General features: G+C 75.4%; 9 protein-coding genes. 3 read left to right on the top strand and 6 right to left on the bottom strand.

What is annotated here, in order from left to right; translation table 11 throughout:
• Nucleotides 1–22: 22 nt before the first annotated feature.
• The 6 genes from ACERUJ_RS08060 to ACERUJ_RS08035 form a co-directional block, all read right to left on the bottom strand.
• The gene (locus tag ACERUJ_RS08060; RefSeq protein WP_370247989.1) at nucleotides 23–1,033 is read right to left on the bottom strand and encodes a sortase; all 1,011 of its coding nucleotides are present in this window, start codon (nucleotides 1,031–1,033) and stop codon (nucleotides 23–25) included.
• Nucleotides 1,018–3,327 (bottom strand): hypothetical protein, encoded by a 2,310-nt coding sequence (locus ACERUJ_RS08055; RefSeq protein WP_370247988.1) that lies wholly within the window; start codon nucleotides 3,325–3,327, stop codon nucleotides 1,018–1,020. The genes ACERUJ_RS08060 and ACERUJ_RS08055 overlap by 16 nt, the downstream gene beginning before the upstream one ends.
• Before the next feature lie 221 nt (nucleotides 3,328–3,548).
• Entirely contained in the window at nucleotides 3,549–4,667 is a 1,119-nt protein-coding gene (locus tag ACERUJ_RS08050) for a substrate-binding domain-containing protein (protein ID WP_370247987.1), read from the bottom strand.
• Between the two features lie 50 nt (nucleotides 4,668–4,717).
• A complete protein-coding gene (locus ACERUJ_RS08045) occupies nucleotides 4,718–6,481 on the bottom strand; it encodes a hypothetical protein (RefSeq protein ID WP_370247986.1) in 1,764 nt (587 codons plus the stop codon).
• A 616-nt stretch (nucleotides 6,482–7,097) separates the two neighbouring features.
• Nucleotides 7,098–8,609 carry an SDR family NAD(P)-dependent oxidoreductase gene (locus ACERUJ_RS08040; RefSeq protein WP_370247985.1) on the bottom strand — a complete coding sequence of 504 codons (1,512 nt, stop codon included), beginning with the start codon at nucleotides 8,607–8,609 and terminating at the stop codon, nucleotides 7,098–7,100.
• A gap of 69 nt (nucleotides 8,610–8,678) precedes the next feature.
• A complete protein-coding gene (locus ACERUJ_RS08035) occupies nucleotides 8,679–11,066 on the bottom strand; it encodes an enoyl-CoA hydratase-related protein (protein WP_370247984.1) in 2,388 nt (795 codons plus the stop codon).
• Between the two features lie 93 nt (nucleotides 11,067–11,159).
• Here ACERUJ_RS08035 and ACERUJ_RS08030 point away from each other — a divergent pair, with 93 nt between their 5' ends.
• From ACERUJ_RS08030 to ACERUJ_RS08020, 3 genes are read left to right on the top strand one after another with little or no spacing between them, the layout of a single operon-like run.
• Nucleotides 11,160–12,491, top strand: a complete 1,332-nt coding sequence (locus ACERUJ_RS08030) for an FAD-dependent oxidoreductase (RefSeq protein ID WP_370247983.1) — start codon at nucleotides 11,160–11,162, stop codon at nucleotides 12,489–12,491.
• Complete coding sequence (locus tag ACERUJ_RS08025) at nucleotides 12,488–13,510, top strand: NAD(P)/FAD-dependent oxidoreductase (RefSeq protein ID WP_370247982.1); 1,023 nt, start codon at nucleotides 12,488–12,490, stop codon at nucleotides 13,508–13,510. The genes ACERUJ_RS08030 and ACERUJ_RS08025 overlap by 4 nt, the downstream gene beginning before the upstream one ends.
• Before the next feature lie 22 nt (nucleotides 13,511–13,532).
• Nucleotides 13,533–13,955 carry a hypothetical protein gene (locus ACERUJ_RS08020; protein ID WP_370247981.1) on the top strand — a complete coding sequence of 141 codons (423 nt, stop codon included), beginning with the start codon at nucleotides 13,533–13,535 and terminating at the stop codon, nucleotides 13,953–13,955.
• Nucleotides 13,956–14,001 lie beyond the last annotated feature (46 nt).

Below are 14,001 nucleotides of genomic sequence, written 5' to 3'. Positions count from 1 at the left end.
GTGACGTCCTTCGCGAGGAGGGTCAGAGGGTGTTGGGCAGCAGCACCGCGAGATGCGCGGAGACCTGCCAGGAGAGGACCAGCAGCAGCGGCGTCGCACCGATCCACAGCGCGCGCTTCGGCAGCCGTGCGGCGAGCCAGGTGACGGCCGCCGCCGCCACGAGCAGGCCCTGCGACCACAGCAGCAGACCGACGGCGCCCGCGCGGCTGCCCGCCCCGGGCTGGTCGGCGGCCACCGAGGCGGTGCCGGTGCACGCCGGGAGCGCGTCGCCGTCCAGGGCCGCGGACACGCTGAGCGTCCGGTTCGGCGCGTAGGCCGGGTCGGAGGTCACCAGGGTGAGCCGCGAGGGCACGATCGGCACCTCGGTGGGCGGGGCGTCGCTGGTGCGCACGAGGTCGACGACGTAGCGGAACACGCCGTGGCCGGTGGTGGCGGTGATGACGTCGCCGGGCTGCACCCGGTCGAGGTCCCGGAAGGGCGCGCCGCCGGTGACCCGTCGGCCGACCAGCACCGAGAGGCCCTGCTGGCCGGGGAACACCGAGTCGTGGCGCAGGCCGGGGGCCAGCAGCGTCTGCTCGGAGGCGGCGCCGACGACGAACGCCTGCTCCAGACCGATGCTGCGGATCTCGACCAGACCCACGGGCTGCCCGTCCGGCACGACGCCGCAGACCGGCACCTCCGCCAGCGAGAGCTGCTGGACGAGGTCGTCGAACATCAGGCTCTGGGCCCGGTTCGCGTCCAGCCGCGAGCCGACGAAGAGGTACCCGGCGAAGGTCACCGCCAGCAGGGCGATCAGCCCGAGCACCGCGGCGATCACCGACCCCAGCGTGGGGCCCGCGGGGCGCGGCGGGCGCGGACGCGATCCGCCCCGACCGCCGGAGCCGGCTCCGCGGCCCGCACGTCGCAGGCCCGGGGAGGGCGCCGTCAGCTGGCGCCACGACGCGCGGGACACCGGCTCGAGCCCGGCGGGCCCGCCCCCCGTGGAGGTGCCGAGGTGGTCCAGCGGCTCCTGCTCGCTCACCGTCGCAGCCATGCCGGCCCCCGTCCCGTGCGGTCGAGCCACCACAGCAGCGGACCGCCGCCGGCCGTGAGCACGGCCAGGGAGAGCAGCAGCGGGATCATCAGCTGCTTGGCCCCCTTCGGGATCGAGCTCACCAGCGCGGTGTCGACCTGCGCGGGCTCCTCGTCCAGCGGCGCGCCGTCGGGCGTCTCGGTGGGTTCGGGGTCGGTCCCCCCAGGTGCGCTGGGGGGACCGTCCCCACCGTCGGTGGGTGCGACCGACGGGTCCGTGTCGGTGCCGGTGTCGGTGCCCGTGTCGGTGTCACCGTCGCCGTCACCGTTGTCGCCGTCACCCTGGTCGCCGCCGTCCCCGTCGCCGCCACCGTCCCCGCCGTCGTCGGCGGGGCCGGCCAGCACGGCCGCGCGGGCCTTCGTGAGCTGGGCGCGCAGGGCGGGGCTGAGCGGGGCGTGGCCCTCGGGCAGCTGCCCGACCTCCTCGCCCGGCTGCTGGCCGGAGGTCCGGATGTAGGAGAGCAGGTCGGCCATCTGGGCCCGGCTCTCCTCGTCGGCCTCGGTGGAGAGACCGGCGGAGATCAGCAGGGTCAGGGGGTAGGCGTTGGGGATGGTCGAGGCCGGGTCCACCTGCCGGGTGACGCCGTCCTTGTTCAGCGTCGAGGCCTTGATGCCGGCCAGCATCGTGGCCGGGGTGGGCGCCACGTAGTTGCCGGCGCCGTTGAGCAGCCGGGCGGTCGGCAGCCGGAACCGGGCCGCCGAGGCGGCGTCGATGATGCCGATGACCTCGCGGCGCCCGGGGTTCTGCCGCGGGGGCTTGGTCGTGATGTTCACGCCGTTCTCGACCGTCACCAGCGCGCCGGGGAAGCGGGCGATGGAGAGCTGCCGCGCGACGGCGTCGAGCTCCTGGATGGGCTCGAAGGTCTGGGTGAGCAGCGGGTCGAGCAGCGGGAAGCTGGCGAAGGGCAGCTTCACGTCCTTGTAGTTGGCGTTGACGGTCATGCCGTACGGGTCGGGCTCACCGGCCAGGAAGGCGCGGGCGTCGGCGTCGGCGTTGATCCAGCGCGTGAGCGCCAGCGTCGTGTCGGACAGGTCGCCGAGCAGCAGCGGGTGGTTGCCCGGAGCGCCGCCGGGCCACTTCACGTCGGGGTTGAGCGCGCGGAACTCGGGGTCGCGGAACAGGTTGACCGGGTTCTTGATCACCGCCTCGTTGCCGCCCGAGCGGTAGGAGCCGGTGATGATCTTGGCCACCAGCCGCGGGTTGAGCTTCAGGTCGCTGACGGGCTTGCCGTCGGCGTCGTCGATCTGGAAGGCGATCACGAGGCCGGTCACGGTGATCGGGGCGTAGACGACGCCGCGCTCCTTGGCGGCCGCGGTCTCGAGCGGGTCGATCACCAGGCCGACGTCGGTGGTGCCCGAGGCGAGGTCGGCCCGGGTCTGCGGCTCACCGATGGAGGTGAAGTCGACGCGCACGGAGTCCGTCGCCAGCGTGCAGGTGCGGGCGCGCCAGGAGGCCAGCGCGTGCCCGATCACCGGGGAGCCCTCGACCCGCAGCCCGCTGCCCGTGAGCGGGCAGGCGTCGTCGACGGGGAGGAACTCCAGCGGCACGACCGTGCGGCGCTCCCACGCCCACGGGGCGTCGAGCAGGTCCTCGGTGGCGCCGCGGCTGGTCTCGCCACGGCCGTAGTTCGGCACCACGACGATCGAGCACGGGGTGTCGTCGTCGCAGCCGAGCGAGGCCGACTCCCGCTTGGTGAACAGCTGGATCGTCACCTCGCCGGTGCCGTCGGCGCGGGTGACGTTGTCCTGCCAGTTCGCCGGGCCGTCGGGGGTGGCGTCGAAGGCGTTCTGCTGGCCGGGGTAGGTGTAGGGCGGCACCGCCGGCACCGCCTCGGCGTCGCCGCTGGCCTCGGCGCCCCGGAAGCCCTGCGAGCCGTAGCAGTCGCTGCTGCTCACCGGGTCGGCGCCGCGGCACTGGTAGACGCGCACCGGGAAGTCGGTGTTGACGTCGAGGGAGTCACCGGAGTTGTCGAGCCGGCTGGCCGAGCTGGGACGGAAGCCGGCCCACGAGACGAGCACGGTCTGGTTCACCAGCTCGGTCGTGCGGCTCACGGTCACGGTGGCGTCCGGGCCGGCACCCGGAGCCGGCACGGTCACGCTGACGTCGCCGGTCGCCCGGGCGGCATCGGCGGGGACGCCCAGCAGCGCGACGGCCGAGGCGAGGCCGAGCACGCTCGGCACCCCCAGCACCAGGGTCACACCGGCGGCGACGCCGCGGCGGGCCCGCGCAGCGCGCGGGAACACAGGGAAGGACATCTCGGAAAGCACCCGATCCGATCGATGAGGTCCCCGCGATCACGCGGCCGGCGGCCGCGCCCTCGCGGGGAGGGATGGAGAGGAAGGAGGGACGAGGAGTCCCCGGGCGCACCCCGGGGATCGCACTGGTGGAACCGCTGTGCCGGGCCGGAGCCCGACCGCCGCGTCGCTGGGGCGGTGGGGCTCCGGCCCGTCAGGCTCGGAGACGACGCTGAGGGGGGTCAGCTGGCCTGTCCGCAGAAGCGGGACTGGGTCGTGTCGTTCCCGAGGGGGGTGTTGCCGAAGGGCACCAGGAAGGCGTCCTGGTTCTGGCAGAGGTAGCCGCCGGCCTTGAAGAGGTCCTTCAGCTCCTGCGGCGCGTCGTTGCGCACGGCGTTGAAGAACAGGCGGCCGAAGGAGGCGCTGGCGCCGGTGGTGAACGCCGGGTTGAGCACCTGGTAGCTGCGCCCGCCGAACGTGGTGGCGATCGTCGGGGCAGCGTCGGTGTTGACCGTGCCGATGTGGGCGCCGCCGCGGTAGTCCGGGATGCCGGGGGCACCGTTGCCCTGGGCGGCCCACTTGGTCACGGTGTAGGGCGCGATGCCCTGCGGGTCGCCGTTGAGGCTGCGGCCGTCGTTCTGCTGGTTGGTGTAGACCCGCGGCAGGCCGGCGCAGCCGGCGTTGACGTTGGTGAGGTTGGTGCCCAGCGCCTGCAGGAAGAAGGTCAGCGTCGCCGCCGAGGCCGCCGGCAGGTAGACGTGGATCTCACCGGCCTGGCCGCCGACCTCGCTCCAGTCGCTCACCGTGCACTCGAAGATGTCCTTGAGTTGGGCGGTGGTGAGCGGGGTGGTGGGCGCGTAGGCGTTGCCGATGACGGCGTAGCTCACGGCATCGCGGCTCTGGGCGTAGAAGGTCAGGTTCTGCTCGGCCGGCGCCGCGCCCTTCGCACGGCTGGCCCGCACCCAGTCGATGCAGAACTCGTTGGTGTCGACGGTGCTCTTCTGGTTCAGCGTGATGGCGGAGATCGCGGCGTTGGCGCCGTTGGGCCGGGTGATCGAGCAGCCCGGCTTCGTGACGATCGTCTCCTGGGCCGCCGCGGTGGTCGGGTTCACCGCGTCGTAGGAGGCCAGCACCCGGGTGGGTGCGGGGGTCTGGGCGTTGTAGACGGTCGCGATGTTGGAGGTCAGCTCCGCGAACGCGTCGGCGCCGACCGTGGCGTAGATCTGGCTCGCGGTCTTGCCGGCCGGCGGGGTGCCGGGCTGGGCGTTGTCGGGGTCGGCGCTCGCGACACCGGCCGCGGCGACGCTGAGCGTCGTGATCGCGGCCGCCGCGGCGACGGTGCGGGTGAGGAAGCGGTTCATCGGGGCTCCTGGACGAGGGCGGCGGAGACGGGGACGGGCGGGCGCGTCGGTCACGAGGTCACCTGCACGAGACCCACGGGCACCGAGGTGCCCTTGCTCTTGGCCGCCTTGGTGCCGGCCACCACGATCTGCACGGTGTGGGCCCGCACCTCGCCGGTGAAGGTGAAGGTCCTCACGACGGTGCCGGCCTTGGCCTTGAACAGGTCGACCGTGGTCTTCTTGCCGTCCACGATGAGGGTGACGCGGCCGTTCTTCGGGCCGGTGCCGAGGGTGAGGCGCACGGTCTTGCCGTAGGCGGTGAAGGCGAGCTTGGCGTTCTTGGTCTTCGAGGTCAGACCCTTGCCGTCGGGGCTCTTGGCGAAGGCGTAGGCGGTCCAGCCCTTGCTCGCGGTGATGCCCTTGGCGCGGGGGCTGTAGGTCCCGGCCAGCAGCGCGCCGGCCGGGGCCGAGGTGCCGCTGTAGGTGACGGGGCGGGTGATCGTCGTGCTGCCGCCCGTGTCGGTGGCGGTCACGGTGATGGTGCCCGCGCCGGCCGCGAGGCCCTGGGTAGGCACGTTGGCGGTCCAGATGTTCCCGGCGCCCTTGGTGGCGGCGGCGGGGGATCCGCCCAGGGAGATCTGCACGCCGCTGACGGCGCGCGGGGAGGCGACGTAGACCGAGACCGGCGCGGTGGCGGCGCCGATCGACACCACCGAGCCCGCGGCCGGGGTGCGGAAGAACGCGGACGGGCCGAGGTCGCCGGTGGGGGCGAGCGCGATGCCGCGGTACTCGGTGTTGGTGGGCGCGGTCTCGAGCACGGTGGGGGCGGCCGGGCTGAAGCCGGTGCCGGCGCCGTTGGTGTCGGAGATCGCCAGCACCTGGGTCGGGGTCGCGACGGCGAGGTTCACCGCCGAGCCCTCGACGTCGGCGACCAGGCCGCTGACGCCGGCGACGTCGAGGTCGCCGGACTTGACGAAGGTGGTGCCGTCGAAGCGCCACTTCTCCACGGTGCCGGCCCGGTTGGAGGCGTTGGCGATGTAGAAGGTGTCGATGGTGGACCCGGCCCAGCCGGCGCTGGTGAGGTCCAGCGCGGCGAAGCCGTAGGTGAGCAGGTTGCTCGGCAGGCCGGGCGCGTCGGTGAACGCGCCGCTCTCGACGATCGCGAGGCGGTGTTGGAGCAGCCCGCTGACGAGCACCTTCCCGGCTTGGCGCGACACGGTCGCGAGGTTGGTCGCGGCCTCGCCGGCCGAGACCGTGGCGGCGGTGGAGCTGCGGGTGGTGGCGAGCAGGCCGCCGTCGCCGCCGGCCGCGAGCAGCGACTCGCCGTCGGTGGTCACCGCGGAGCGCACGATGGCGGGCGCGCTGGCGCCGGGCAGCGCGGTGCTGGTCTCGATCGTGCCGTTCTTGTCGACGACGCCGACGACGCGGGCGACCGAGGCGGGGTCGGAGCCGGTGAGCGAGATCCCGGCGGGTCCGGTGGCGCCCGGGGCGGCGGCGTACCCGGTGAAGGACACGAACCGGCCGTCGGGGGAGGCGGAGAGCACGCCCTCGGAGCGCGAGAGGCCGGAGGCGGTCAGCGGCAGGTTGCCGTCCGCCGCGGTCGTCGGCACCGGGATCGACTGGGCCACGGCGCCGGCCGGGGTGATCTCGTCGAGGAACACGGCGGTCGCGGCGTTGGTGAGCGGCGCGGTGCCGGCACCGACGCGGTACACGAGCAGGTTGCCGCCGCTGAAGCTCGACGCGGCCGTGGCCTCGCCGGAGGACAGCAGCGGGATGGTGACGGCGGTCGCGGCCAGAGCCAGCGACGCACCGACGAGGCGCAGTCGTGTGCGCATGGTGACCTCGTTTCGGGTGGGTGGACACGTCGGTCGGCCCCCCGAGGGGAGTGGGTGACCGCGTGCACGAGTCGGGGAATCAGACGTTTAACTCGACTGAACAAGGTGAATTAAGTAAGAAAACCCGATAGCACGTCAAGCGGAACCGATCACGTGTCGCGCACCCCACACGGGGCCCCGGGCACAAATGGCCCGAACGGACTAGTCCCGACTGGTCATTCCGGGCCGATCGGGCTCACCGACCCGCCGGAGGCCGGATCCCGGCCCACCACGTCTCGCGACGGCGCCGGGACGCCTCCTCGACGAACCCCGCCACCCACGGGCGTCGAGGAGCGAGCGCCACGAGACGCCCCACCCGTCCCACCGCGTCTCGTGACGGCGCCGGGGCGCCTCCTCGACGAACGTGACCACTGACGGTCGTCGAGGAGCGAAGCGAGCGTCACGAGACTGGACCCGGCTCGCCACGTCATCCGACGCGGGCCCGGTGGCGGGGACCCATCGGTCGTCGAGGAGCGAGCGCCAGCGAGCGTCACGAGACGCCCGCACCAACCCACCACGTCTCCCGACGGCGCCGGGGCGCCCCCTCGACGAACCCGCGTCCCCGCGCGGGCCAGGGTCACCAGGGGCTGGGGTCGTAGTCCTTGAGGAAGTGGCCGTGGAGGTCCTCGCCGCGCTCGCCGCGCACGATGGGGTCGTAGACGCGGGCGGCGCCGTCGACGAGGTCGAGGGGGGCGTGCCAGCCCTCGGCGGCGATGCGGAGCTTGTCGTAGTGGGGGCGCTCGTCGGTGATCCACCCGGTGTCGACGGCGTTCATCAGGATGCGGTCACGCTCGAACATCTCCCCCGCCGAGGTGCGGGTCATCATGTTGAGCGCGGCCTTGGCCATGTTGGTGTGGGGGTGACCCGGGCCCTTGTAGCGGCGGGAGAACTGACCCTCCATCGCCGAGACGTTCACGACGTGGGCGCGTCCCGACGGCGACGCCGCGGCGGCCGCGGCCAGCGCCGGGCGCAGCCGCGAGACCAGCAGGAAGGGGGCGACGGCGTTGCACATCTGCACCTCGAGCAGCTCCAGCGGATCGACCTGGTCGACGGTCTGGGTCCAGGAGTTGCTGGTGACGACGTCGGGCAGCAGGCCGCCGGCGTCCACCGCCGTGCCGGCCAGGTGCGCCTCCAGGGAGGCGCTGCCGGCGTGGAGCGCGAGCGCGGTGAGGTCGGCGGCCGAGCGCGCCTGCTGCACCGCCCGCGCGTGCTCGGCCGACTCCCCCGCGTGGTGGGCCACGGGCGCGCCGGCCAGGGCGCCGGAGATCGCCGCGGGGTGCAGCTCGGAGACCCGGTCGAAGGTCACCATCTCGGGCAGGGCGACGCCGTCGGGCAGCGGCAGCCGCTCGGCCTCCACCAGCGGGGCGTAGGAGCCGGGCTGGCGCCGCACGGTCTGGCAGGCGTTGTTGATGAGGACGTCGAGGGGGCCGCGGGCGGCGACGTCGTCGGCCAGCGCCGCGACCTGGGTGGGGTCGCGCAGGTCGATCCCGACGATCGTGAGCCGGTGCAGCCACGACGCGCTGTCGGGCATCCCGGCGTAGCGACGCACGGCGTCGCGGGGGAAGCGGGTGGTGAGGGTGAGGTCGGCGCCGTCGCGCAGCAGCCGCAGCGCGATGTGCATGCCGATCTTGGCGCGACCGCCGGTGAGCAGCGCCCGACGGCCGGCGAGGTCGGTGCCCTGCTCGCGCTTGGCGTGGGAGCGGGCGGCGCAGTCGGGACACAGCCAGTGGTAGAACGCATCCACCCGCGTGTAGTCGTGCTTGCAGATGTAGCAGCCGCGCGGGTTGATCAGCTCGCCCGCCACGGCCCGGCCGTCCTCGCGGGCGGCGGAGGTGGGCAGCAGACCCTCGGTCTCGTCGTCGATGCGCAGCGGGCTGCCCGTGGCGGTGGCCTCCAGCACGGCGCGGTCGTGGGCCAGCTCGGCGGCGCGGGCCGCGAGCTTGCGCTCCCGCTTGACCGCCTTGAACATCCGAGCCGTGGCCCGGCGCACCGCGATGTGGTCGGGATGCTCACCCGGCAGCAGGTGCACCGCGTCGAGCACCCGCAGCGTGGTCGCGAGGTCCTCGGGCGTGATCACGGGCTCCGGCACCGGCCGATCGTACGGCGTCCCCCTCCTTCGGGGTGAACTCGCGACCGGTGCCGGAGCACCGGTGGGGCATCAGCGGCCGGCCCAGCGCGGCGGCTCGCCCGTGTACGCCGCCTGCACGCCGAGGCTGGCGTCGGTGGAGACGAGCAGCCGGTCCAGGGCGTCCTCGGTGTCGCAGGGCCCGTCGCCGGCCAGCACGCCGAGGGCCAGGCCCACCGACGTCGGCGAGCTCAGCGCGACCTCCTGCGCCAGCGCGAGCGCGGTGGCGCGCACCTGCGCGGACGGCACCAGCTCGTCCACCAGCCCCAGCTCGTGGGCCCGCGCCACCGGCAGGTCGGCGCCGGTGAGGATGAGCCGGTGCGCGAGGCCGTGCGGCAGCCGGGCGAGCAGCCGGCGCGGCCCGTCGCCGGCCGAGAGCAGCCCGACCCGCTGGTGGGGCAGCACGAACCGGGTGCCCTGCGCGGCCACGATCAGGTGGCACACCAGGACCAGCTCCAGCGGCGATCCGACGGCGTCACCGGTGACCGCCGCGATCACCGGCGTGCGCAGCGTGCGGGCGGTGAGCCCGCCGACGCCGGAGGCGGGCAGGCCCAGGGCCATCGCCACCGAGGGCTCGGCGAGGTCGGCGTCGCCGCAGAAGACGTCGTCGCCGGCACCGGTGAGCACCGCGGCGCGCACCTCGGGGTCGGCGTCGACGGCGTCCCACACCCCGGCCAGGGTGCGGCTCACGGCGGGGGTCAGCAGGTGGCGCTCGTCCTCACCGAGCACCGCGACCTCGACCACCGCGTCGTGGCGGGTCACCCGCACGCCGGGCAGCTCCAGCGGCGCCGCGCCGGGCGCGGGCAGCCGCACCGGGGCGGCGACGGGGCCGAGCAGCGCGTCGAGGGTCGCGACGTCGCGCGCGGCGACGTTGCCGGTGGGCGTGGGGCGAACCGCGAACGCGGCACCCGGCCCGTCCTCGCCCTCGAGCAGCGCCAGCAGGGAGCCCTCACCGGCGTCCTCGGGGTGGGTGTTGGCGAGGAAGCGGCGTCCGGCGTCGGGGCCGTCGGTGAGCCGGCCGACCACGATGCCGCGACGTCCACCGGGCAGGCCGGGGCCGTACTGCACCGTCCAGGTCTCCACCACCGCCGGGCCCTCGGGGGCGGCGGCCACGGGCGTGGGCGGGCGGGCGTCGAGCTCGGCCTGCACGGCCGCGCTGCGACCCGGGCGCCACGGCACGGGGTCGGTGGCGTAGACGCCGGCGGAGTACTTGCTCAGCATCCCGCCGTTGGCGCCGACGAGCCCGACGCTGCCGGGCGCGCGGCGGCAGCGGTCGACGATCTCCGCCACGGCGTGCAGGGAGTAGCCGTTGCCGGGACCGCCGAAGAACGGCAGCCCGCCGGTGACGGTGAGGCCGCGCGGGTCCTCGGGGTCGAGCCCGAGCTCCTCGGCGACCACGCTCACCGCGATCGGGAAGCAGGAGTAGAGGTCGAGGTGGGCGACGTCGTCGAGCGCGACACCGGCGAGGTCGAGCGACTCGGTGATGGCCCGCACCGACGGCTCGCTGCGGCCGAGGTCGGGGCGCTGGAGCAGCTCGACGTCGTGCAGGTCGGCGTGGCCGTGCAGGAACACCCGGCCCTCGGCGGCGACCTCCAGCTCGTCGGCCAGCTCGGCGCTGACGAGCACGACGGCGGCGGCCTGGTTGACCTTCTCCCGCGCCACGACCGACTTCGGGAAGGGGTCGACGATCACCCGGTTGGCCGGGGTGACCTCCATCAGCTGCGCGGCCGTGCGCTCCTCGCGCACGACGGCGTAGGGGTTGGCCGCCGCGATCCGGGTGAAGGGGGCGAACCAGGCGCCCATGTCGGCGGCCAGCTCGGCGCGACTCCAGCCCTTGCGGCCGCGGCGCGCGTGCTCGAACAGGGCGTACTGGGTGGGGGCGTCGGTGAGACCGTGCACGACCTGCACGCGGGTGACCAGGCCGCCCAGCCCGGCGCCGCGGTCGATGCGGCGGCCCACGTCGGCCGTCACGGTCTCGCTGTAGTCCGGCGGCTCGGGGCTGCGGGCGAGGTCCAGCACCGTCGAGATCGCCTCCGCGCTGACGATGACGGCGGCGCGGAGCTCGCCGGCCGCGATCCGCCCGCCCAGCTCGGTGACCAGGTGCTGGGGCGACTGGCCGCCCGCCACCTCGTAGAGGCACTCCTGCGGCCGGGCGCCGAGCCGCTGCGCGACGGCGGCGGTGAAGTGGTCGGGGCGGCCGAGGGTGGCCGGCATGCCCGGGAAGGACTCGTCGAACTGGCGGGTGCAGGCCAGCACGTCGACGGCCTCAGCACCCAGCCCGGCGTCGGCCAGCGCGGCCCGGGCGACGACGGCGGCCAGGTCGGCCGGCGACAGCGCGGCGTAGGCGGGGTCCTCGCGCCGCTCGGTGTGCTGGGCGGCGCCGACGAGCACCGGGGTCGTGGGCGGGACATCAACGGCCATGGGCCATCCCTATCGCAGCCGGGGCGGGTCGCGGAGCGCGGTCCACCTCGGGGTGTCCCGTTCGGGGTGTGGCGCCGGACAGCATAGACCCCTGTGAGCCCTCAACCGGATCCTGCCGTGCGCCCCGACGCCTCCCGAGCGCAGGCCGACGTCGACGTGGTCGTGGTCGGGGCCGGGCTCGCGGGGCTGCGCTGCGCCCTCGCGGTGCAGGACGCCGGGCTCTCGGTGCGGGTGCTCGAACGCGCCGACGCCGTGGGCGGACGGGTGCGCACCGATCGCGTGGACGGGTTCCTCCTCGACCGGGGCTTCCAGCTGCTCAACCCCTCCTACCCGGCCCTGCGCCGCGGGATCGACGTCGAGGCGCTGGGGCTGCAGTCCTTCGATGCCGGCGTGGCGGCGCGCACCGAGAGCGGCCTGGCCCGGCTCGGCCACCCCTGGCACGCGCCCCGGCTGATCCCCAGCTCGGCACGCGGGGTGCTGCCCGACGCCCTCGACGGGATCCGGCTGGCCCGCTGGCTCCGCCCGCTGCTGCGCCGACCCGGTCGTCCGCTGCGGCCCGGGCTGGACGCGCGCGCCGACGCGCCGCTGCGCGAGTCCCTCGACGCCGCCGGCGTCGGCGGCCTGCCGCGGCGGGTGATCGACGCCTTCCTGGCCGGGGTCGTGCTCGACGACACCGGGGCGACCTCCACCCACTACGCCCACCTGCTGGTGAACTCCTTCGTCGCCGGCACCCCCGGCCTGCCGCGGGCCGGCATGCAGGCCCTGCCCGAGCAGCTGGCCGCCCGGCTGCACCGGCCGGTCGAGACCGGTGTGACCGTGCTGGAGGTCCGGGCCGGCGCGACCCCGCGCGTGCGCACCGAGGCCGGGGAGATCCGCGCCCGCCACGTCGTCGTCGCCACCGACGGCGCCACCGCGGCCGCGCTGGCCGGCACGCCTGCGCCCGCGCCGCGCGGCGTCGTGACCACCTGGTTCACCACCCCCACCGCGCCGGTGGCCGGACGCCGCGCCCGGCTGCTGCACGTCGACGCCCGTGAGGTGCCGCGCGGACCGCTGGTGAACGTCGCCGTCGTCTCGGCCGCGGCCCCCACCTACGCCCCCGCGGGGCGGCACCTGGTGGCCGCCTCGGCGCTGCTCGACACCGCCGCCGGACGCGTCCCGTCCGACGACGCCCTGCGCGACCACGCCGGCGGGCTGCTCGGCACCCCGGTCTCGGACTGGGAGGTCGTGCACCGCTACGAGATCCCGTTCGCCCTGCCCGCCCAGCCGCCGCCGCTGCGCGCGGCCCAGCCGGTGGGCGCGGGCGAGGGCGTGCTGGTGTGCGGCGACCACCGCGACACCGCCTCCATCCAGGGGGCGCTCGTGAGCGGTGAGCGGGCTGCCCGCCACCTGCTGCGCACCCTCGGCGCCGGGCGGGTGGCGGCATGAGCGCGCCGGTGGTGGTGGTCGGCGCCGGGATCGCCGGCGTCGCCTGCGCCCGCGAGCTCGTGGCCGCCGGGGTGCCCACCCGGCTGCTCGACCGCGGCTACCGCATCGGCGGCCGGCTGGCGGCCAAGCGGGTCGACGACCGCTCGGTCGACCTCGGCGCCAGCTACTTCACCGTCTCCGAGCCCGCCTTCGACGACGTCGTGCAGGGGTGGGCGGCGCGCGGCCTGGCCCGGGCGTGGACCGACCACTTCACCGTGCTCTCCGGGCGCCCCGGCGACCCCGAGGCCTCCCGCCTCAGCACCGGACCGGTGCGCTGGTCGGCACCCGGCACGCTGCGCGGGCTGGTCGAGGACCTCGCGACCGGGCTCCCGCTGGAGCGGGCGAGCGTCGCCGAGGTGACCCGCCACGACCACGGCCTGGCCGTGGACGGCGAGCCGGCGGCCGCCGTCGTGCTGGCCATGCCCGACGGCCAGGCCCGCACCCTGCTGACCGGTCCCGGCCACGACGACGTGCACGACCGGCTGACCCGCCCCTGGGAGCCCGTGCTCGCGCTGGTGGCCCGCTGGCCGTCGGTGCTGTGGGGCGACCTCGGGCTGGGCTCGCCGTTCGAGGGCGCGTTCGTGAACGACGACGACGTGCTGTCCTTCGTCGCCGACGACGGCCGGCGCCGCGGCGACGCCGCCCCGGTGCTCGTGGCCCACTCGACCCCGGAGTTCGCCGCCCAGCACCTGGTGGACCCCGACGCCGCGTGTCCGCCGATGGTGGCGGCGCTGCGGGCCCGCTTCGACCTGCCCGATCCCGAGGCGGCCTTCACCAAGCGCTGGAGCATGGCCCGCCCCACCGGCCACCGCCACGACCCCTTCCTGCTCACCGACCCCGCCCACGGCGCCCCGCTCGGGGTGTGCGGTGACGGCTGGGGCGACCCGCCGCGGGTGCAGACCGCCTGGCTCTCGGGCCACCAGCTCGGCCGGGCCCTGGTCGAGCGGCTGGTCGAGCGGCTGGTCGAGCGGCCCGCCTGAGTCCGGGCGGATCGGAGCACCGATGGACGCCGGCGTCGCCTTCGCCGCCGTGGCCTGCGCCCACTTGGGCTTCCAGGCCACGGTGACCCTGCTGGTCTACCCCGGCTTCACCGGGGTGGGGCCCGCGGAGTGGGCGCGCTTCCACGAGGCCCACAGCCGCCGGATCGTGCCGCTCGTGGCCGTGCTCTACCTCGGCCTGCTCGTCACCGTGCCCCTCGCCCTGCGCGACGACCCCGACCCGCTGACCTGGCTCGGCGCCGCCGGCGTGGGTCTCGCCCTGGCCACCACCGCCGTCGCCGCCGCCCCCACCCACGGCCGCATCGGCGCCCTGCCCCCCGGCTCCCCCGACCTCCCGGCGCGGCTGCGCCAGCTGCAGGTCGTCGACGCCGTCCGCTGCCTCGGCGCCCTCGTGGGCGCCGTCGGCGCCCTCCTCGCCGTGGCCTGAGGCTCACCGTCTCCCGTCGTCACCAGCGGAATGCACCGGTTCGGGG

Origin of the sequence: Nocardioides sp. (assembly GCF_964228225.1) — a bacterium.
Classification (GTDB): Bacteria; Actinomycetota; Actinomycetes; order Propionibacteriales; family Nocardioidaceae; genus Nocardioides.
This window is presented reverse-complemented; position numbering and strand designations above follow the sequence as displayed.

Excerpts from the sequence above, each read along its gene's own strand:
- ACERUJ_RS08050 (WP_370247987.1), bottom strand. The coding sequence starts at position 4,667 with ATGAACCGCTTCCTCACCCGCACCGTCGCCGCGGCGGCCGCGATCACG.
- ACERUJ_RS08020 (WP_370247981.1), top strand. The coding sequence starts at position 13,533 with ATGGACGCCGGCGTCGCCTTCGCCGCCGTGGCCTGCGCCCACTTGGGC.
- ACERUJ_RS08055 (WP_370247988.1), bottom strand. The coding sequence starts at position 3,327 with ATGTCCTTCCCTGTGTTCCCGCGCGCTGCGCGGGCCCGCCGCGGCGTC.
- ACERUJ_RS08025 (WP_370247982.1), top strand. The coding sequence starts at position 12,488 with ATGAGCGCGCCGGTGGTGGTGGTCGGCGCCGGGATCGCCGGCGTCGCC.
- ACERUJ_RS08035 (WP_370247984.1), bottom strand. The coding sequence starts at position 11,066 with ATGGCCGTTGATGTCCCGCCCACGACCCCGGTGCTCGTCGGCGCCGCC.
- ACERUJ_RS08060 (WP_370247989.1), bottom strand. The coding sequence starts at position 1,033 with ATGGCTGCGACGGTGAGCGAGCAGGAGCCGCTGGACCACCTCGGCACC.
- ACERUJ_RS08045 (WP_370247986.1), bottom strand. The coding sequence starts at position 6,481 with ATGCGCACACGACTGCGCCTCGTCGGTGCGTCGCTGGCTCTGGCCGCG.